This window comes from Clostridium fessum, assembly GCF_003024715.1.
Taxonomy (GTDB): Bacteria; Bacillota; Clostridia; order Lachnospirales; family Lachnospiraceae; genus Otoolea; species Otoolea fessa.
In genome coordinates this window covers 119,434-138,806 of record NZ_PYLO01000002.1, presented here as the reverse complement: position 1 = coordinate 138,806, position 19,373 = coordinate 119,434, and the positions used below count along the sequence as shown (strand labels likewise).

Annotated in this window: 18 protein-coding genes and 1 other annotated feature; of the genes, 13 read left to right on the top strand and 5 right to left on the bottom strand. The window is 49.8% G+C overall.

All coding sequences use genetic code 11. The features are described 5' to 3' along the window. Positions 1-12 precede the first annotated feature (12 nt). Positions 13-2,433, top strand: a complete 2,421-nt coding sequence (gene pheT, locus C7U56_RS05685; RefSeq protein WP_107000538.1) for a phenylalanine--tRNA ligase subunit beta — start codon at positions 13-15, stop codon at positions 2,431-2,433. A gap of 231 nt (positions 2,434-2,664) precedes the next feature. On the opposite strand, the gene C7U56_RS05680 is transcribed toward pheT, so the two are convergent. Further along, entirely contained in the window at positions 2,665-3,606 is a 942-nt protein-coding gene (locus C7U56_RS05680; protein ID WP_022359086.1) for an ion transporter, read from the bottom strand. A 418-nt stretch (positions 3,607-4,024) separates the two neighbouring features. Here C7U56_RS05680 and C7U56_RS05675 point away from each other — a divergent pair, with 418 nt between their 5' ends. The 7 genes from C7U56_RS05675 (at position 4,025) to yqeB (ending at position 9,173) form a co-directional block, all read left to right on the top strand. Next, positions 4,025-4,375: an arsenate reductase family protein gene (locus C7U56_RS05675; protein WP_022359085.1), complete on the top strand. Its 351-nt coding sequence runs from the start codon at positions 4,025-4,027 to the stop codon at positions 4,373-4,375. Continuing rightward, positions 4,354-5,190 (top strand): selenium cofactor biosynthesis protein YqeC, encoded by an 837-nt coding sequence (yqeC, locus tag C7U56_RS05670; protein WP_233430201.1) that lies wholly within the window; start codon positions 4,354-4,356, stop codon positions 5,188-5,190. The genes C7U56_RS05675 and yqeC overlap by 22 nt, the downstream gene beginning before the upstream one ends. Positions 5,191-5,195: 5 nt before the next feature. Next, positions 5,196-6,230, top strand: a complete 1,035-nt coding sequence (gene selD / locus C7U56_RS05665) for a selenide, water dikinase SelD (RefSeq protein ID WP_107000536.1) — start codon at positions 5,196-5,198, stop codon at positions 6,228-6,230. 12 nt (positions 6,231-6,242) lie between these two features. Next, the gene (yedF, locus tag C7U56_RS05660; RefSeq protein WP_022359082.1) at positions 6,243-6,860 is read left to right on the top strand and encodes a sulfurtransferase-like selenium metabolism protein YedF; all 618 of its coding nucleotides are present in this window, start codon (positions 6,243-6,245) and stop codon (positions 6,858-6,860) included. Further along, entirely contained in the window at positions 6,857-7,996 is a 1,140-nt protein-coding gene (locus tag C7U56_RS05655; RefSeq protein ID WP_107000535.1) for an aminotransferase class V-fold PLP-dependent enzyme, read from the top strand. The genes yedF and C7U56_RS05655 overlap by 4 nt, the downstream gene beginning before the upstream one ends. Before the next feature lie 16 nt (positions 7,997-8,012). After that, the gene (locus tag C7U56_RS05650) at positions 8,013-8,243 is read left to right on the top strand and encodes a putative Se/S carrier protein (protein ID WP_107000534.1); all 231 of its coding nucleotides are present in this window, start codon (positions 8,013-8,015) and stop codon (positions 8,241-8,243) included. A 114-nt stretch (positions 8,244-8,357) separates the two neighbouring features. Then, positions 8,358-9,173: a selenium-dependent molybdenum cofactor biosynthesis protein YqeB gene (yqeB, locus tag C7U56_RS05645; RefSeq protein WP_107000533.1), complete on the top strand. Its 816-nt coding sequence runs from the start codon at positions 8,358-8,360 to the stop codon at positions 9,171-9,173. A gap of 235 nt (positions 9,174-9,408) precedes the next feature. Here the strand turns inward: yqeB and C7U56_RS05640 are convergent, their stop codons facing one another. Next, a complete protein-coding gene (locus tag C7U56_RS05640; protein ID WP_107000532.1) occupies positions 9,409-10,458 on the bottom strand; it encodes a transglutaminase domain-containing protein in 1,050 nt (349 codons plus the stop codon). A gap of 29 nt (positions 10,459-10,487) precedes the next feature. Continuing rightward, complete coding sequence (locus tag C7U56_RS05635; RefSeq protein WP_107000531.1) at positions 10,488-10,757, bottom strand: hypothetical protein; 270 nt, start codon at positions 10,755-10,757, stop codon at positions 10,488-10,490. Between the two features lie 316 nt (positions 10,758-11,073). Here C7U56_RS05635 and C7U56_RS05630 point away from each other — a divergent pair, with 316 nt between their 5' ends. From C7U56_RS05630 to C7U56_RS05610, 5 genes are all read left to right on the top strand, one after another. Continuing rightward, positions 11,074-12,471, top strand: a complete 1,398-nt coding sequence (locus C7U56_RS05630; protein WP_107000530.1) for a sodium-dependent transporter — start codon at positions 11,074-11,076, stop codon at positions 12,469-12,471. 445 nt (positions 12,472-12,916) lie between these two features. After that, positions 12,917-13,561 (top strand): hypothetical protein, encoded by a 645-nt coding sequence (locus C7U56_RS05625; RefSeq protein ID WP_107000529.1) that lies wholly within the window; start codon positions 12,917-12,919, stop codon positions 13,559-13,561. A 46-nt stretch (positions 13,562-13,607) separates the two neighbouring features. After that, positions 13,608-14,423, top strand: coding sequence for an ABC transporter permease (locus C7U56_RS05620; protein ID WP_233430200.1), 816 nt, complete (start codon positions 13,608-13,610; stop codon positions 14,421-14,423). Beyond that, complete coding sequence (locus C7U56_RS05615; RefSeq protein WP_107000528.1) at positions 14,410-15,123, top strand: ABC transporter ATP-binding protein; 714 nt, start codon at positions 14,410-14,412, stop codon at positions 15,121-15,123. The genes C7U56_RS05620 and C7U56_RS05615 overlap by 14 nt, the downstream gene beginning before the upstream one ends. A gap of 13 nt (positions 15,124-15,136) precedes the next feature. Continuing rightward, entirely contained in the window at positions 15,137-16,147 is a 1,011-nt protein-coding gene (locus C7U56_RS05610; protein WP_333493378.1) for an ABC transporter substrate-binding protein, read from the top strand. A gap of 105 nt (positions 16,148-16,252) precedes the next feature. Here C7U56_RS05610 and thrH read toward each other — a convergent pair whose 3' ends face one another. Together thrH and C7U56_RS05600 are read right to left on the bottom strand one after the other, a co-directional pair. Then, positions 16,253-16,855, bottom strand: a complete 603-nt coding sequence (gene thrH, locus C7U56_RS05605) for a bifunctional phosphoserine phosphatase/homoserine phosphotransferase ThrH (protein ID WP_022359071.1) — start codon at positions 16,853-16,855, stop codon at positions 16,253-16,255. Positions 16,856-17,191: 336 nt separating this feature from the next. Further along, positions 17,192-18,928, bottom strand: a complete 1,737-nt coding sequence (locus C7U56_RS05600; RefSeq protein WP_107000527.1) for a carbon starvation CstA family protein — start codon at positions 18,926-18,928, stop codon at positions 17,192-17,194. Between the two features lie 113 nt (positions 18,929-19,041). After that, positions 19,042-19,296: a binding site (T-box leader), on the bottom strand. Between the last annotated feature and the right edge of the window lie 77 nt (positions 19,297-19,373).

The window sequence follows — 19,373 nt, the reverse complement described above, 5'->3', positions numbered from 1 at the left end:
GGAGGATTAGAAATGCTTGTACCGTTAAGCTGGTTAAAAGATTATGTAGATATTAATATTTCCGCAGATGAGCTGGAGAAGAAGCTTTTTGACTGTGGATTTGAGGTAGAAGAAAAATGGCAGGTTGGCAAGGATATCAGCGGCATCGTCGTTGGTTATGTTGACTCCTGTGAGCCGATTCCGGAAACACATCTTCATGTGTGCCAGGTCAATGTAGGTGGTCCGGAACTCTTACAGATCTGCTGTGGCGCTGACAATGTAAAAGCTGGCGGAAAATTCCCAGTTGCCATGATTGGCGCGAAAGTATATGCAACTGCAAAAGATCATGTGACGATCGAGGGCGTGGCTACCATTAAAAAGGGTAAATTGAGAGGTTATGAGTCCCAGGGTATGCTGTGTTCCGGTACCGAGCTTGGCTTAAACGAGGATCTGTATCCGGGTGCTGGTTACAACGGATTGCTGGTTTTGCCGGAGGATGCGGAAATTGGTTCGGATGTCAAAGAGCTGACTGGCTTAAATGACTGGATCTTCGATGTTTCTATCACGGCAAACCGTCCGGACTGCCAGAGTATTTTCGGTCTGGCAAGAGAGGTTGCCGCCGCACTGGGCGAGCCGCTCAAGACACCGGCACTGGATTACACTGAGACAGAAGTTGAGAAAGAAGGCTTCAACGTAACGGTAGAGGCACAGGATCTTTGCCCGCGTTACATTGCACACTATGTATATGACGTAAAACTGGGTCAGTCCCCGGCATGGATGAGACGACGTCTGGCTTTGGTAGGGAATAATTCCATTTCCAATATTGTTGATATTACAAACTATATCATGCGTGAGTTAGGTCAGCCGCTTCATGCGTTTGACTGCGATTATCTGGAGGGCAATGCGATCAACGTAAGACGCGCGGCCGAGGGCGAGAAGATCGTGACGCTGGATGAGAAAGAATTTACCTTAAATCCGAACAATCTGGTTATCTGCGACGGCAAAAAGCCGGTAGCACTTGCCGGAATCATGGGTGGTTTAAATTCTGAGGTCCGTGATACCACGACGGAAGTGATGTTCGAGGCAGCTAAATTTGCCCGTGACAACATCCGCAGAAGCTCCCGTGCATTAGGACAGGGATCCGACGCGAGCCAGCGATATTCTAAGGGCGTCGATGAGTACACAACCGAGATGGCGATGAAACGTGCCCTGCACCTGGTTGAGGAGCTGGGAGCTGGTAAGATTTCCAAGACCCATAAAAATGTAAATACCGGAAACTCCTTAGAGCCGACCACCTTCAAGACAAGTGTTAAGAAGGTAAACGCTGTTCTGGGTATTACCGTTCCGGACGAGGATATTTTACGCATCCTGACTGGCTTAAACTTCCAGCCGGAGATCAACGGCGACGAGCTGATCATGCATTTCCCGGCATACCGCGAGGATATGGAAGATTACCCGGATGTTGCCGAGGAAGTGATCCGTATGTATGGTTACGATCACATCACATCGACCTTCCTGCCGAGCGCTAAGGTGACGATCGGTGGAAGCAACCTGCGTCAGAGAACAATTCTGAAAGTAAAGAGAACGCTGTGCAGTGTTGGCGCATTTGAGGGAATCCACTATTCCTTCTTCTCCCCGTCGGATCTGGATGAAATGGGATTTGCAGAGGACGCGCCAGAGCGCAGGGCGATCCGCATCATGAATCCGATCAACGAGGATCTGTCCCTGATGAGAACAACACTGGCACCGCAGATGATTCATGCGATGGGACGCAACCAGAAGAGAGGCATCTTCGAGGGACGTATCTTCGAGATTGGAAATGCATTTATTCCGAAGTCCCTGCCTCTGACGGAATATCCGGAAGAGCGGGAGACGCTGTGCATCGGTGCATTTGGTAAGGAAGAGTCCTTCTTTACCTTAAAGGGAATGGCAGAGGCAGTTGCCGATGTTTTAAATATTACTTTTAACTATGAAAAAGCAGAGAAACCGTTCCTGCATCCGTATCAGACCGCAGCGATCTTCTGCGAGGGCGAGGAGATTGGTTACCTCGGTAAGGTAAAATATGAGATCATGAAGGAAGAGGCAATGCGCGAAGATGCGTATGTGTTGGAGATCAGCATGAAAGCGCTGGAGAAATGGTATGGAAAAGCCAAAGTATTTGAGCCGCTTCCAAAATTCCCGGAGGAAAAACGTGATCTGGCGCTGGTTATGGACAAAGACATCACCTGCGGACAGGTTGAGGGCTGTATCCGCGAGGCTTGTGCTTACGTCAAGGATGTTAGTCTGTTCGACGTATACGAGGGCAGACAGATCGCAGCCGATAAGAAATCGATGGCATTTACCGTTCTCTTCACTCCGAAGGAAGAGGCGTTCAAGGCAGATACCGTTGACGGATATGTCAAGAAAGTGCTGAAACAGCTGAATAAGACGTATGGAATTGAGCTGAGAAGCTGATTTTGAAGGAAAGAAAAGGCTGCTGTCCAGAGAGAGAAACTTTGGACGGCAGTCTTTTTGTGTAATAGGAAATTCCTTGGAATTCCCTATTACACAAAAAGGCACTAACGTGCCAATGATGCGCACTCGCGCGAAGCAGAAACATGTCGCAAGCGACCGCGCTCGGCGCGAGAATGTGCCAAGGCACATTCTTTTTCACGTTCATAAAAAAATGTTTGATGATAAGTTTGATTATGCTTCATTTTCTATTCGTATAATCACAATATCATTTAATTTCAAAACCATATTTTTCTGCGGAAGCACCGACAGATCATCGCGCAGCACCAGAAATATCTTGATATTCTGCTCTTCTTCCATCTCTTCAATGGTTTTTCCGGCATACCGTTTATCGACGAAAACCTCGGCAATTTCCTGAATATCCGCGTCCTTCATGCTGGACAGGCTGCTCTTGCGCTGGTACTGTTCGACGAAACCGGCGCTGATGATACCGGTTGGGATCGCGACGGCACCGACACCGAGGTAGGCGATGCAAATCGCCATCACGCGCCCAAGTGTTGTGACCGGGTAAATATCGCCGTAACCGACGGTCAGCAGCGTGGACATACTCCACCAGATGCCGCTGAATGCATTGCGGAAAATGTCCGGCTGAGCGTTGTGCTCGACACTATACATGCACATGCTGCTCGCCAGCATCAGCACCATGACGATGAACACAGAGGAAATGATCTGGTTCCGTTTTTCATAGAGTACGGTGGTAATGATGTTGAACGAGTCGTATTTCGCATTGAGCCGGAACAGATGGAAAATCCGCGCCACGCGCAGCATACGGAAAATGATGAAGCCCGACAGAAAAAAGACCGGGATGATCGTCAGCAGATCCACCACTCCATCAAAGGAAATGAGAAAGCAGAACCGGGCGCGTCCCGGCGTTTTTTCTGGATAGAGATAGTCGGCAGTCCAGATGCGCAGCGCGTATTCAATACAGAAAATCAGGACACTGGCATGTTCCAGCATGGTAAACAGACCACCGAAGGATGTTAATTGATCAAATGTTTCCAGAAACGTGACAATGATATTGCAGATGATCGTGAAGGTGATGAAAATATCGAATGCACGGCTGATACGGTTGCTCTTGTCGCCGATCTGGATGATGTTAAATATTTTTTCTTTCATAGTGGATATTTTTATAATAATTTTTGGGTGAATGTGTTTCCCTGTTGGTATAAAAGAGGGGGGTTATCTCAGTCGAGAAGACTCCCACCTCTTCAGGTGGTGAGTAATAGCAAATTTGTCTCAGTGGAAGCCTTGTCTCCGACTAAGATAAACGCTCCGCGAGGATACGCAGTGATCCTGATAGGAATATGTCAGCTTCGCTGACCAGGATCACGCGCCAAGTCTCACGGACGTTCGACTTGAATATAGTTACAGATATTATTATTGTATCATTTTCAGGCATCCCTTGCAATCTTTCTGGTGTCTGGGTATAATTTCTGTAGGTAATTTAAAAAGGTAAAATGCTTTGTTTAGAACGGTCGCATTTAAAATAGAAGGTGCCGTATAATAGCAAGCATACTCACAAAGGAGGAATACGATGCTGTTTATTTATTATCCAAAATGCAGTACCTGCCAGAAAGCGAAAAAATGGCTGGATGCACAGGAAATTTCATATACAGAGCGCCATATCGTGGAGGAAAATCCGACGTATGAGGAATTGAAGAAGTGGCAAGCGAGAAGCGGGCTGCCGATCAAGAAATTTTTCAATACGAGCGGGATGCTATATAAGGAAATGCAGTTAAAGGATAAGCTGCCGCAGATGAGCGAGGACGAACAGTTGAAGCTGCTTGCCACCAATGGGATGTTGGTAAAACGCCCTGTCATTGTGGATGGAGATACTGTTTTAACGGGATTTCGGGAGAAGGAATGGGAAGAGAAGCTGCGGTGATGGACTGGGATCAGAAGTTTCCTTTCTTACGTGAAAAAGGACACGTGGTCTCGCTGATTGGCGGAGGCGGAAAGACGACGCTTCTGTATGCGCTGTCGGCGTACTGCACGGCGAAGGGATGGCGGGTGCTGACGGCGACGACGACGCATATTCGGAAGCCGGTAAATGTGCCGTGGATTGTGGTAAATGAGGAAGAAAATACCGCGTGGGAGAATGCCAGAAAAGAGCGCGATCGTCTCTGGCAGCAGGGAACCTATGTCGTAGCCGGAACCCCAGCCCCACACGAAAAATTGACAATTCTGCCAGAATCGATTCGAAGCGAGTGGATTTCGGATGCAGATATCACATTTCTGGAGGCGGATGGCGCGAAATGTCTTCCGTGTAAATTTCCGGCGGCGTATGAGCCGGTGATACTGCCGCAGAGCGATATCGTGCTGGCGGTTGCGGGGCTGAGTGCCCTGTATCGTCCGCTGGGGGAGGTGTGCTTTCGGGCGGAACTGGCGATTGAGGCGTGGAACAGGGATGTGTGCGAGTATGGGGACGCAGCTTATCCCAAAGAAGGAAAAAGACTGCTCAAAGAAGTGCCCATTTCGAAAGATACGCCTTTGACCCCAGAACTTCTGGCGTGGCTTCTTGGTAGCGAAAACGGTGCCAGAAAAGATATATCGGGGCGTTCGTTTTTTGTGGTTCTGAACCAGGCGGACACGTCAGAGCGCCGGGAGGATGGCAGAAAGGTACTGGATATCCTGAAACATAGCTACGGAATTCAGGGAATTTTAACTTCCTTTTCAGAAACAGAACGAAATCAGGGGTGAGAAAAATGAGTGAGAAAAAGGACATTGTATTTTGTACGGGCGGCGGCTGTACGGCGAAGCTGGGAGCCGGTGTTTTAAGCCGCATTTTGGAAAAACTACCGCGCGGCGAGAAGGATCCGAATCTTTTAGTCGGATATGACAGCCGGGACGATGCGGCAGTGTATCAGGTTACGGAGGAGCTGGCGCTGGTACAGACGGTTGATTTCTTCCCGCCGATGGTGGACGATCCGTATATTTTTGGACAGGTTGCAGCGGCAAATGCGCTGAGCGACGTGTACGCGATGGGCGGTGAGGTCAAGACGGCGCTGAATCTGGTGTGTTTTCCGGAATCAATGGATTTGAATGTTCTGGGACAGATTTTACAGGGCGGCGCGGAGAAGGTGGCAGAAGCAGGCGGCATTCTCGCGGGCGGTCACTCGATTGCGGACACGGGCGTGAAATACGGTTTGTCCGTGACGGGACTGGTAAATCCGAAAAAGCTGTACGCCAATGATGCCGGACAGCCGGGCGACCGCCTGATTTTGACAAAGGCATTGGGTGTTGGGCTGATTTGTTCGGCAAACCGCGTCGGAGAAGTGACAAAAGAGCAGATGGACGGAGCGGTACAGTCGATGACGACGCTCAATAAAACAGCGGCGGAAATCAGCCGGAAGTACACGGTTCACGCGTGCACAGATGTGACTGGGTTCGGTTTCCTGGGACATCTGCATGAAATGATGGGGCGCGGGCTGTCGTGCGAGATTGATGTGAAGCATATCCCGGTGCTTCCGGGCGCACGTGAGTCGGCAGATGCGTTTTTATACACGGCGGCAGGACAGAGAAACCGCAACCATGTCGGGGCGGCGGTGCAGTTTGAAAATGTACCGTTTTCAATGGAAGAGGTCTTGTTTGACCCGCAGACCTCCGGCGGACTTCTGATGGCAGCTGCCCCGGATGAGGCGGAGAAACTGGAACAGGAGCTGCAGAACGTCGGGCTTCCGGCGCGGATCGTGGGAACGATCACGGAACCGGGAGAGGTTGAAATTTTTGTACGAGGATAGGAGGAAACAGAAATGAAGAAAGTAGATGCAAGAGGAGACGCATGCCCGATTCCGGTCGTAAAGGCAAAACACGCGATAGAGGAACTTTCGGGTGCCGGACAGGTGGAAGTGCTGGTGGATAATGAGATTGCAGTTCAGAATCTGACGAAAATGGCGGAGCAGAAGGGCTATCAGAGCAGTGCAAAGAAGCTGGCGGATCAGGAATATCAGGTTATCTTTACGGTGGGTGAACAGACAGAAGAGGAAAAAGCACAGGCAGGAGCCGGATGCGAAGCCTGTATTCCGGACAGCCGTACCGATACCGTGGTTGTGATTGCCAATGATAAGATGGGCGAGGGCAGTGAGGAACTTGGAAAGACGCTTTTGAAGGCATTTACATTTGCCCTGACCCAGCAGGACAACTTGCCGAAAACCATTCTTTTCTATAACGGCGGAGCCAGTCTGACCTGTGAAGGATCTCCGATGCTGGAGGATCTGAAGACACTGGAGGCAGAAGGTGTGGAGATCCTGACCTGCGGCACCTGCCTGAATTTCTATGGTCTGACCGAGAAGCTGGCAGTCGGCGGTGTAACCAACATGTATGTCATCGCTGAAAAAATGCTGGGCGCTGGAAATGTGGTAAAACCATGATTTATATGGACAATGCGGCGACTTCGCTTCAAAAGCCGCTGCAGGTGGAACAGGCAGTCCTTGAGGCGCTTCGCACCGCAGGAAATCCGGGGCGCGGCGCGCATGAGGCAACCTTACATGCTTCAAGACTGGTGTACGGGGCACGTGCGGCAGCAGCAGAATTGTTTGATGCGGAAGATGCGTCGCGGATTGCCTTTACGGCAAACGCAACGGAGGCGCTGAACATAGCCATTTCCGGGCTGATTCGTCCGGGCGATCACGTGATCACGACGGTCTGTGAGCATAATTCGGTGCTGCGCCCTCTTTACCGTCTGCGTGATCAGGGAGCGACGCTTAGTTTTGTGGGTGTGGATGCGCGTGGAAATCTAAAATATGAAGAGTTGGAAGCATTTCTGCGCCCAGAGACGCGTGCGGTGGTAATTACCGGCGCGTCCAACGTGACAGGAAATGTGACGGATCTTTCCTATATTTCTTCGTTTGTTAAACGGAATGGACTGCTTCTGATTGTGGATGCGTCGCAGACTGCAGGGGAAGAACTGTTTTCCGTGCAGAAGCTCGGAATCGACGTGCTCTGTTTTACCGGGCATAAGGCGCTTCTGGGACCACAGGGAACCGGCGGGCTGTATGTGAAGCCGGGACTTTCGGTGGAACCGCTTCTGGTTGGCGGCAGCGGCATTCACAGTTATGATGAACACCATCCGAAGGAAATGCCAACGGCACTCGAAGCCGGGACGCTCAATGTCCATGGTCTGGCGGGGCTGGCAGCAGGCATCCGTTACCGGATGGATCAGGGGATCGAGAAATTGCAGAAACGGGAGCGGGATTTAACACGCCGTTTTTACGAACAGGTGAAGGAAATTCCGGGCATCATTGTGTATGGAGATCCGGCGGCAAAAAGTCATGCGCCGATCGTCTCCCTCAACCTTGCCGGGGAAGATTCGGCACGTGTGGCGGATGCACTCTGGGAAGAATACGGCATCTGCGTCCGCGCGGGGGCACACTGTGCGCCGCTCATGCACCGGGCGCTTGGAACGGTCGGTCAGGGAGTGGTGCGGTTCAGTTTTTCGCATTTTAATACGGAAGAGGAGATTGAGAGGGCAGCAGAAGCAGTTCGGGCGCTGGCAGAAGAAGCGTAGGGGAGAAATTGGTAGTATGAGAGAAAAACATCCATTTATCGTACTGTCCTTTCAGACAACTGTGGCGGCGATGGAATGGGAAAAACGATGTATGGAAACGGGCATTTCGGGACGTTTAATTCCACTTCCGAGGGAGATTTCTGCCGGCTGTGGTCTTGCGTGGCGGATGCGTCCGGAAGAGTGGGAGCAGTGGAGCGGACGGATAGACACTTCTGTTTATGATAAGGTGTCGTGTGTGTGGCAGTAAAAAGAATTACTCTAAAAGCAGAAAACACAATCAAAAGAATTATTTGAAGAAGAAGCTGCATAAACAGGTAATGGAAATAATAGTAACAAAAGTGAGATAGGAGAAGGCATCCTCATGAAACGAGATGATTTAATTATTGTGCGCGGCGGCGGTGACCTGGCAACTGGAACGATTCATCGGCTCTGGGCGGCAGGGCTTCGGGTGCTGGTGCTGGAGATTGAAAATCCGGCGGCGATCCGGCGACAGGTAGCTCTGTGTGAGGCGGTTTATACAAAAACAACTGAGGTCGAGGGGCTTCGTGCTGTCCGGATTGATCGATATGAGGAGGCAGAAGCGGTCTGGCAGGAAAATAGCGTGCCGATTTTGATTGATCCGAAAGGTGTGTCGATTGGAGCGCTGAAACCGGCTGTTGTGATCGATGCGATTTTGGCAAAGCGAAATCTTGGAACCCGCCGGGATATGGCACCGCTCACGATTGCACTTGGTCCGGGCTTTACGGCAGGTGAGGATGTGGATGTTGTGGTGGAGACAAAGCGCGGTCACCGGCTGGGGCGAATTATCCGCGAGGGTGCGGCAATCCCGAATACGGGGATTCCGGGCGTGATCGGTGGATACGGTGCAGAGCGGGTGATTCACGCACAGGCAGCTGGTATTTTCAAAAATGTGCGTGTGATCGGTGATATCGTCGAAGCCGGGGACACGATCGCGGAGATTTGGCAGGAGGACGGAACGAAACTTCTGGTTCAGACACAGATCACGGGCATTCTGCGAGGTCTTTTGCGGGATGGTTATCTGGTGACGGAACATTTCAAGGTAGCAGATGTTGATCCGAGAAAAGAGGAACTTTCCAACTGTTTTCTGATCTCGGACAAGGCGAGATGTATCGCGGGAAGTGTACTGGAGTTGGTGTGTGCCCAGTTATGGAAGTAAAAGAGAGACTATAGCAATAGTTCCTTTGAGAAAAATTCTAAGAAATTTCATCCTAATCATTGACGTATAGCAAAAAAACAGCGTAAAACTTTCTGGATAAGCTCCTTTGGCAGGCAGCTTTGATAAACATCAGGATCTGGTTTTGGAAGATGATCTCTATGATTGTTAGAATCTTCATGTCATAGGAAACTTCGTCCTATGACACAAAAAATGCTCCGCGGAAAAGCACAGCGAACTATAAAGACGCTGTGCCTTCCGGGTTTTCTTCCCCTTCATTTGCTTTCTCCATGGTGACAATCGGCTGGATGGCCTCATCGGTGTAGCGGACGCGCAGAACTGCCTGCGGCCAGTTAAGCTTAATGAGGGCTGTTTTCTGCCGCTCTTTTCCGGCTTTTTCGATTAGGTCGAGCAGTTCACGCAGAACTTCCTTTGTCAGATAGCCGCCGCGCCAGTGAAACGTCAGTGTTTTTCCTTTTTTGGCCGCCTGTAAGGAGCGCTTGTAAACGTCCTCCTGTTTGGTAAAGGAGAGCTTCTTTTCTTTATAATAGAAATGGTCGCTGTCCGTGCAGGCAGGCGCCGGGGCGATGAGCGGTTCGTGGTCGCGGAAGATCGCCTTGTCGTCGAGATTGAAGTAATCGTAGCGGATCTCCTCCCCTGTCTGGCTGCATTTGCCGAGACTGTTGTCGAAGGTAGCGTCCAGATGGTAGTACGTTTTCCCGATCTTGACGATGTTCCAGGTATGGCGGTATTTGATGCCCTTTTCAGGGTTATTGCCGCAGAGCGCGATCATGCACCAGATGCCGAGCGTATCACAAAGAATTTTGACCGATTTGGCGATGCCCTCGCAGACGCCGACACCCTGTCCCAGAGGTCCGATGATCTCATGGGAGTAGGGCTTTTTTAATTTGTCATAGTGAACGTGTTCGCAGATAAAATCGTGGATATAGCGTTCTTTTTCCAGTTCAGTCAGCTTCATTGCCGGGCGGGCAAGTTTTTCGACGCGGGCGTCCATCGCTTTCTGATGTTCGCGGATCTTGCCCTTGTCAAAGAGGTATTCCGGTATCAGAATCAGGTTCGGGGAATCTGGGTAATACTTATATTTAAAGCCGGAAGCCCAGAAAATCTCCGGGTGATCGAGCCGCAGTTCAAAAAATACATTGCTTAAATCCTTTCCCTCCAGGCGCGGAATCTGAAATTCGTCGGAGAGATTGGTAAGCCCCTGCTGCATGGCGCGGTAGGCGGCTTGCTGGTTCTTGTTCATGTGATTATAGTAAAATGGTTCCATTTTGATATTCCTTTGTAACTCTTTATATTTTAGTGTGATTCAGCCGCTTTCTCAATCTGCCCGGATTCCGGGTCAAACCAGACGCGATCGCCCTCATCGATTCCGGTATCATAGAGTGCCTGATCCGCGGTGCGTATCGTATATTCTGGATGCTCTGAGAGGTTTGCATTTTCAGTTGTGTCCAGCAGACGGACACAGACCATCGTTTCCTGTCCGTCCGGGCGTTCTTCACAGCCAAAATCGGCTTCGTATATTTCTAAAACCCGGCAAAGACGCGGGAATGTTTGATTGTTGTTCATTGTGTATATGCCTCATTCCATGAGAAAATTTCTGTTTTTATCTTTTTAATTTTAGCAGAAGATGATAAGGCAGGCAAGTAGAGAAGAAAGGGAGGAAATAAATTAAATGCGAAGCCACGGCAAATTCCGTTACTGGGCATGATGCGTGAACAGTAACGATGGGGCGGCTGGGAAGAAAAGCGGGAGGGGGGGGGGAAAATTTGAGGGGAAAATTGCTGGCAGATACTTGTAATTCTAATAAAAACAGGTAGAATAGAAGCTGTCTATGTCCGCGGGAGACGGACATAAAAGTTACAATCACGGGGGTTATAAGTAAATGGCAAAAAAGAAAAACAGCTTCAGCGGTTCGCTGGGGTTTGTGCTGGCAGCAGCCGGAAGTGCTGTCGGTGTAGGAAATATCTGGCGTTTTCCGTATTTATGTGCGAAAGACGGAGGCGGACTGTTCCTGCTGGTGTATCTGGTGCTGGTGGTGACATTTGGATTTGTACTTCTGACGACGGATGTGGCGATCGGCAGAAGAACGAAGGAGAATGCGCTGCGGGCGTTTGGAACGCTGCATCCGAAGTGGAAGTTTGTTGGATACCTGACGTTTCTGGTTCCGATGTTAATTATGACGTATTATTCGGTCATCGGCGGATGGATCACGAAATATTTCTTTGAGTATTTGACGACATCCGGCAGGGATGTGGCGGAGGACGGATATTTTACATCGTTTATCACGGAAAAGAATGCGCCGCTGATCTTCACGGGAATCTTTCTGGCGCTCACAATCTGGGTTGTATACAGAGGTGTGGAGAAAGGAATTGAGAAATTTTCCTGTTTTATCATGCCGGGACTGATCCTGTTAGTCATCGGAATCGCGATTTTTTCACTGACGCTTTCCTACACGGACGCGGATGGGACGGTCCGGACGGGAATACAGGGATTCCTCGTCTACGTGCGCCCGGATTTTACGGGACTGACGGTAAAAGGATTTCTGGAAGTACTGCTGGATGCGATGAGCCAGCTCTTTTTCTCACTGAGTGTGTCGATGGGAATTATGGTAACATATGGCTCTTATGTCAAAGATGAGATCGATTTGAATAAGGCGACCAACCAGATTGAATTTTTTGATACAGGTGTGGCGCTTCTGTCCGGCATGATGATTATTCCGGCGGTCTTTGTATTTTTAGGACGCGACGGCATGGCGTCCGGTCCGAGTCTGACCTTTATTTCGCTTCCAAAGGTATTTCAGGCGATGGGCGGCGCCGGTCATATCGTGGGACTTGCATTTTTCCTGATGCTTGGCTTTGCGGCGCTGACATCCTGCGTTTCTGTCATGGAAACGCTGGTTGCCAACTGCATGGAAGTGTTTGGAAAGACGAGAAAACAGATGTGTGTGATGGTCGGAAGCTATTCCCTGCTCACGGCGGTTCTCATTTGTCTGGGCTACAATGTTCTGTATTTTGAGTTGAAGCTGCCGAACGGTTCCACCGGACAGCTGCTTGATGTGATGGATTATATCAGCAACAGCTTCCTTATGCCGATCATTTCCTTCTTAACCAGCATCCTGATCGGATGGGTGGTCGGACCGAAGTGGATCGTGGAAGAAGTCGAGAAAAATGGGGAACATTTTTCAAGAGCAGGTATGTACAGCTTCTTAATCCGGTATATTGTGCCGGCTGTCATGCTGGTTCTTTTCCTGGTATCGACCGGGTTTATTAATATGCTGTAATGAAAAATGGTTTTAGCCGATTTTCACGGAAAGTGCGAGAATTGGTTAAAACCTTTTTTATAGAAAAATGCGTCCCATTATTCTTCACGGTCATCCGACTCGATCTCATAGGTATATCCGGCATTTTCGATCGCCTGAATTGTATCCTTGATGCCCTGTCCGCCTGCTTTTTTTATAGGATTCAATAAAAACAGGAATCTGTTCGGAATAAAACCTATTAAATACGTAGGAAAATAGGAACTATTAAAACCGATTTTATCATTTTTACCGGCTAGTGTCAACTTATAAAATTGTAAAAGTTTACAATCAAAACTGGACAATATATCGATTTTTTGCTATGATAAGCTAGTTAGAAAAAACTAACTTGCAGAGAACGTGAAAACGCAGTAAATTAGGTGCATAGGTGTGAAAGCTAGGCAGCCTGATTGGATAGAGTGGAGAAACAATGCAGTATTTGTGGATAAATCCGGTTTCTGCCGGGATGTGTGAGGAAGATTCGCTGAAGCGTTTTTTAGAACGGCATGGTCTGACGCGGGTCGAGTGCCGGGGCGATTGGGGACGGATCGTCCGGGAAAGATATGAAGCTAGTCTGCGGGCGGGCGTGACGCTTGCGGATGCGCGCTGTCCGGAGGCGGTTCGGCTGCTTGAAGAGATACAGAAGGAGCCGGAAAACGAATCTGGAATTGAAAACCTGAAAGTTGCCCCGATCGAGCCGATTTTACTTCACTGTGCGCGGGAATTAAGCACGCGTCCGGATCTGGCGGATGGGGAGAAGATCATCACGACGCCATGCCAGAGTCTTGCGGTGCTTGGAAATTCGCTGGGACTTGAGAATACGCGGTTTATCGCATGGAATCGTCTGGCGGGCGGTGAGGTGTGCGTCCGGGCGATCGAAGACAGCCCGATTCCGCCGGGGTATTTTGCGGGAATCTGCCGGAAAGATGGACAGGCGGCGAAGGTAGAGAGTGTCAGCAGTTCGGAGAAAATCCGGGCATATGTGGAGAGCGGAAGCTGGAAGCAGGCGGATCTGCTGGAACTTTTGTATTGTAAGGATGGATGCCATCACGGGGATGGCGTGCAGACAGAGTGAGAGAAATCTGCGGTTCATGGAAAACGCTTGAGGAAGCGGAAAATGCATGAATTGCGGCAAAAGAATGGGAAGAATGAAAGAAACGAAGAAATTCAAGGATAATTGGCAGAAATACTTCGGTCCGGCGCTGGGAATCGGAGCGGTATTTCTGATCTGGTGTTTGGTCTGCCGCATGGAGATGGTCAGTGCGTATGTGCTGCCGTCCCCGGCGCGGGTGTGGACGAGCTTTTTAAAAATGGTGAAAACCGGGGAACTGTGGGGGGATATTTCAATCAGTTTCCTGCGTGTCATGAAGGGATTTGCGATTGCGTTCCTGTTTGCCTTTGTGCTGGGAATGTTCCGGGCGCTGTTTCCGGGCAGCAGCGTTTACTATGAGTATATTGTGCAGTTTTTCCGCAATGTCCCGCCGCTCAGCATGATTCCGCTGCTGATTCTCTGGTGCGGAATCGGAGAGACGACGAAGACGGTGATTATTGTGCTGGCGTCCTTTTTCCCGATGTACTTAAATATCGTGAAGGGATTTACCGGGTGCGATTCGAAACTTCTGGAAGTGGGCGATATGTTCGGCTACTCGAAGCGCCGCAAATTTTTCCGCATCATTCTGCCCTATGCGATGGCAGATATTCTGGTCGGAATGCGGATCGGGCTTGGCTATAGCTGGCGCGCCATTATCGGTGCGGAGATGGTGGCGGCGTCCACCGGGCTTGGACATATGATTTTATTTGCGCAGCAGATGTCGCGGACCGACAAGGTGATCGTGGGGATTCTGGCGATCGGGGCAGTCGGATATGTGACGGACCGCCTGTTTGGATGGATGATAGGATTTGTGCTGAAAGGATCCGGGGAAAATGGCTGGAATTGAACTGATTGATATTCATAAAACATACCTGGTGGATAACCGGGAGATTCCCGTTTTAAACGGGATCAACCTGTCGCTTCCGGCGGGGAGAATCACTGTGATTCTGGGGCAGAGCGGATGCGGGAAAACGACGCTTCTGCGGCTGACCGGAGGACTGGAGACGGCGGACAGCGGAGAGATTCGCTGGGAGAGCGCCCACAAGACGGCATTTGTCTTTCAGGAACCGCGCCTCATGCCGTGGTTGACCGTCTGGGAAAATGTGGTGTTCGGGCTTTCAAAAAAGGAGACAGATCCGGGGAAAATAGAGGCGGTTATCCGCACGGTCGGATTATCTGGATTTGAAAAAGCATATCCGGCACAGCTCTCCGGCGGAATGCAGCAGCGGGCGGCGATCGCGCGGGCGCTGGCGTATGAGCCGACCTTTATCATGATGGATGAGCCGTTTGCCGCACTTGACTATTTTACAAGGGAACAGATGCAGAAAGAGCTTCTGCGCGTCCAGCAGGAGCGCAGTGCGAGCATTCTGTTTGTGACGCACAGCATCGATGAGGCACTGATTCTGGGAAGCCAGATTGCGGTCATTGAAAAGGGCATGGTCAAGGCGCTCTATGAGGTCAAGGCGCCGCAGGAAGAGAGGAATCTTTTGGAGGATGAGATGATAACCCTGAAAAGGGATATTATAAATAATTTACATTTTATTTAGAGGAGGAACGATTATGATGAAACGATGGATGGCAATGGGAATGGCACTCTGCCTTACCGCAGCTTCCCTGGCAGGCTGCTCAGGTACAAAAGATGCGGCTGAGAGCACGCAGGCAGAGGCAGAAACCAGCGCAGAGGAGGAGACAGCGAAAGAATCTGATCTGGATAAGCTGACCTTTACGTATGTAACTTCTCCGCTCAATGTGCCGACGATCATCGAGAAAAATCAGGGTATTTTTGAAAAAACATTTGGCGATATGGGGATTGAGGTTGATTATGCGGAGCTGACCTCCGGGGCAGATCAGACACAGGCGCTGGCTTCTGGCGATGTGCAGGTTTTGTATGCGGTTGGCGGTACTTCGGTGATTCTGTCTGCAGCAAATGGAGCGGATATCAAGGTATTAAATATGTACAGCCGTTCTCCGAAGGCATTCTGTATGTATTCTAAGGATGAGTCCCTGACGACGCCGGAAAGTCTGAGAGGAAAGACAATCGCAGGACCGACCGGAACCAACCTGCATGAGCTTCTCGTTTCCTATCTGGCAACGGCTGGCATGACGATCGACGACGTTAACTATGTCAATATGTCGATCCCGGATGCAAAAGCAGGTCTGGACGGCGGCAGTGTAGACGTGGCTCTGGTTGCTGGCGCAACTGCTTACAATGCAGGGCAGCAGGGTTACCACCTGGTAGCCGACGGCGAAGGCCTGATTAAGGCGATCATTGCAGTGGCAGTGACACAGAAATTCTATGACGAGCACCCGGAGATCATCGAGAAGCTGGAAGAAGCACAGACCGAGATTGCTGATTTCATGGAAGAAAAATCGGATGAGACGATGCAGATCGTAGCCGATGAGCTGGATCTGGACACCGATGCAGTCAGAAGCATGTACGATCTCTATGATTTCTCTACCGAGATCACAGATGATGACAAAGAAGGCTTCCAGAAGACCGCTGATTTCATGTATGAATCCGGCATGATCGACGAGGCATTTGATGTAAAACAGTTATTTATTGAAAAATAATCAGTGAACATTTGAGAGGATAAACGATTGAAAAGCAGCTCCCGGAGTGTGGATTCCGGGGGCTGCTTTTACGATTGCATATGCAATTATGAAAATACGGAATGTTTACGCTAATACCTTTTTAATCGCTTCTAACAGCTCATCATACGTCTCATAAGCCGGAATCTGCGGATATTCTGCCTTGATCTCCTCCGTCGTGCGGAAGAGGAAGCCCGCCTTGCTTGCCTCAATCATGGCGAGGTCGTTGTGGCTGTCGCCGCTGGCGATCGTCTCGAAGCCGCAGGACTGGAGTGCTTTGACGGTTGTATATTTGGATTTCTCACAGCGCATCTTAAAATCGGTAATCTCACCATTTTCGCTGACAACCAGAGAGTTGCAGAAGATGGTCGGATAGCCAAGTTTCTTCATCAGAGGTCCGGCAAACTGGGAGAAGGTATCGCTGATGATGATTACCTGAGTGATTTCTTTTAATTTGTCTAAAAACTCCCTTGCGCCCGGAAGCGGATCAATTTTAGAGATCGTTTCCTGAATTTCCTTGAGTCCCAGTCCGTGCTCGCGCAGGATGTTTAAACGGTAATTCATCAGTTTGTTATAATCCGGCTCATCGCGGGTGGTGCGTTTTAACTCCGGGATTCCGGTTTCTTCAGCAAATGCGATCCAGATTTCCGGCACTAATACACCTTCTAGATCTAAACATACAATATCCATGTCTCCTCCTGTCTGATACAACGCCTGTCAGCGCTGTGTTCGGTTGAAAAATTTGCTTTCTATTATAGACGAAATGCAGGGGAAATACCAGAGAAATTTGAGAAAAGATGAAAGAATAGAAAAAAGTGCGTTACTGGGCACGTATGCGTGAACAGTAACAAAAGTGCCAATTATTCGCGGTGAGAAAGATTCAGAAGTGAAGAGTTGGCATCATATAGCAGCAGAGTGGTTATCAATAGAATTAAAAAATACCAAAAAAGGGAGTCTCTTTTCGTGAGCGAGAGACTCCCTTTTTGGCACCTATAGTCGGGTTATAATTTGATTTTGATGAAATCATTAGCAATGCGCCGGTTTATTCATTTCAGATCTTTTATCGTTTTCTGTCTTCGAAGCAGTCGATTTCGAAAACAGTACTTTACCGGAATGAACCACAATAATGACACCCAGAACCATCAGCAGAACCGCGATGATAAGCTGCAGTCCTTCTACCATAAAGACAGCGGTTCCGGCATTGTAAGCCTTTACCAGTGCGATGCAGCGCTCAACGAGTGCGGTGAAGGTAACGCACAGCATAACAACCAGTGGAACCAGCAGCGTGCGGTTTTCACGGCCGGTGACGCGTAAGAAGACGCACAGGGTGATGAGAACCAGGGCGCTTAACAGCTGGTTGGCGCTGCCAAACAGCGGCCAGATGTTGGAATAGCCAATCTGGGTTAAAATGTAGCCGCATACCAAGGTGATAACCGTTGCAAAATATTTGTTGCAGAGAAGCTTTCTCCATCCTTCGGCGTGTTCCATGTTATCGACACTGAACAGCTCCTGGAAGGACATACGTCCGATACGTGCAACGGAATCCAGGCTTGTCAGGGCAAGTGCGGAGACGCACATCGTCATAAAGCACTGGGCAGCGTAAACTGGGATTCCGAACATCTCCAGGAATCCGGCAACACCGGAGGAGAAGATAGCAAACGGAGTACCGGCTGCAGGCGTGCCATCAGCGGAAGCGGCAGCACCGGCAACGCACAGAGCCAGGACAGCCAGTAAACTTTCCAAAAGCATAGCGCCGAAGCCAACTTTCGGCATATCCTTTTCATTGGTGATTGCCTTGGAGGAAGTACCCGAGGAAACCAGGCTGTGGAAACCGGATACGGCGCCGCAGGCAACGGTTACAAACAAAATCGGGAACAGGTCACCGGATTTCTCATTGTGGAAACCAGTGTAAGGCGCCAGGTTCATTGCCGGATGTGCGACAAGCAGTCCAACGACGGCACCGATAATCATACCGGCAAACATAAAGGTTGTCATCAGGTCACGCGGTTCCATCAAAAGCCACATAGGAAGAACGGCTGCGAGGAAAATGTAAGCGAATACCATGTAGGACCAGTTCGCCTTGGTGGTAATGAGCGGGCAGTTCATGCCGATGACGAAAGCAGCTACCGTGCAGACAAGTCCGAGCACGGTCTGTTTCCAGCCATGGAACTGAGCTTTTTTCTGAATCAGTCCAAATACAACGGCAAAGGCAATGAACAGGAGGGAAATGCTTCCGGCTGCGCCATTGACAGTTGCTGCGGCGGATAAGCTGGTCACGCCGTCTACCGTCTCATATGCATTGAATGTACCGGCAACCATGTCGGCAAATGCTGCGATTACAATTAAAGTAAAGAGCCAGCAGAACAGAAGGAACAGTTTTTTGCCGGTTTTGCCGATGTACTGTTCAATCAGAAGTCCCATCGATTTGCCTTCATTTTTGACGCTGGCGTACAGGGCACCGAAATCGGTAACAGCGCCGAAGAAGATGCCGCCGAGGATGATCCAGAGAAAGACCGGAACCCATCCAAAGACAGCCGCCTGGATCGCACCGGTGACAGGACCGGCGCCGGCGATGGATGAAAACTGGTGGGCAAATACAACCCAGCCATCGGTCGGAACATAGTCCTGACCATCTTCTTTTGTGACAGCCGGTGTCTTGGCGTTTGGATCAATGCCCCATTTATGGGCGAGCCATCTGCCGTAGAGCAGATAACCAGCCGCCAGACAACAGGCTGCGATAACTACGATAACTAATGTGTTCATAAAGATACCTCCATTCCCATAGGTCAAATGGTTTTTAGTGTCCCGGCAGTTTGCCGGAGTTTCGGGAGCGGGGAAACAAAAAAGCCTCTGTCCTCCTGAAACTTTTAAAAGTTCAAGAAGACGGAGGCGTAAGCATCCGCGGTACCACTTCTTTTACCGGCTGTAAAGCCGATCTCTCAGCCATATCCATCATTCTGAATATGTTCCTCTCTAACGGTAGGAATCCGAACCGGATTACTGGTATCCTACATGCGTTTGTCCGGTCAGCTCACAGGGGATAACTTCCATCGGCGTTACTGTCTTTCATCGCCCGACAGCTCTCTGAAAACGTGGAAAATTGGAAATCGTGTCCTGCTCAATGCTTTTTACAAGTACGAATTATAGACTTTTTTGAAGGAAAGTCAATCGAAAAAATAGCCGGAAGTTTGTGACAGAAATTTTACAA

Bases quoted from the DNA above. Each gene is read 5' to 3' on its own strand.
- C7U56_RS05600 (WP_107000527.1), bottom strand. From the start codon at position 18,928: ATGAACACATTAGTTATCGTAGTTATCGCAGCCTGTTGTCTGGCGGCT.
- C7U56_RS05635 (WP_107000531.1), bottom strand. From the start codon at position 10,757: ATGAACAACAATCAAACATTCCCGCGTCTTTGCCGGGTTTTAGAAATA.
- pheT (WP_107000538.1), top strand. From the start codon at position 13: ATGCTTGTACCGTTAAGCTGGTTAAAAGATTATGTAGATATTAATATT.
- C7U56_RS05650 (WP_107000534.1), top strand. From the start codon at position 8,013: ATGAGAGAAAAACATCCATTTATCGTACTGTCCTTTCAGACAACTGTG.
- C7U56_RS05680 (WP_022359086.1), bottom strand. From the start codon at position 3,606: ATGAAAGAAAAAATATTTAACATCATCCAGATCGGCGACAAGAGCAAC.
- C7U56_RS05630 (WP_107000530.1), top strand. From the start codon at position 11,074: ATGGCAAAAAAGAAAAACAGCTTCAGCGGTTCGCTGGGGTTTGTGCTG.
- yqeC (WP_233430201.1), top strand. From the start codon at position 4,354: ATGGGAAGAGAAGCTGCGGTGATGGACTGGGATCAGAAGTTTCCTTTC.
- yedF (WP_022359082.1), top strand. From the start codon at position 6,243: ATGAAGAAAGTAGATGCAAGAGGAGACGCATGCCCGATTCCGGTCGTA.
- C7U56_RS05615 (WP_107000528.1), top strand. From the start codon at position 14,410: ATGGCTGGAATTGAACTGATTGATATTCATAAAACATACCTGGTGGAT.
- yqeB (WP_107000533.1), top strand. From the start codon at position 8,358: ATGAAACGAGATGATTTAATTATTGTGCGCGGCGGCGGTGACCTGGCA.
- C7U56_RS05675 (WP_022359085.1), top strand. From the start codon at position 4,025: ATGCTGTTTATTTATTATCCAAAATGCAGTACCTGCCAGAAAGCGAAA.
- C7U56_RS05620 (WP_233430200.1), top strand. From the start codon at position 13,608: ATGAATTGCGGCAAAAGAATGGGAAGAATGAAAGAAACGAAGAAATTC.
- thrH (WP_022359071.1), bottom strand. From the start codon at position 16,855: ATGGATATTGTATGTTTAGATCTAGAAGGTGTATTAGTGCCGGAAATC.
- C7U56_RS05640 (WP_107000532.1), bottom strand. From the start codon at position 10,458: ATGGAACCATTTTACTATAATCACATGAACAAGAACCAGCAAGCCGCC.
- C7U56_RS05655 (WP_107000535.1), top strand. From the start codon at position 6,857: ATGATTTATATGGACAATGCGGCGACTTCGCTTCAAAAGCCGCTGCAG.
- selD (WP_107000536.1), top strand. From the start codon at position 5,196: ATGAGTGAGAAAAAGGACATTGTATTTTGTACGGGCGGCGGCTGTACG.
- C7U56_RS05610 (WP_333493378.1), top strand. From the start codon at position 15,137: ATGATGAAACGATGGATGGCAATGGGAATGGCACTCTGCCTTACCGCA.
- C7U56_RS05625 (WP_107000529.1), top strand. From the start codon at position 12,917: ATGCAGTATTTGTGGATAAATCCGGTTTCTGCCGGGATGTGTGAGGAA.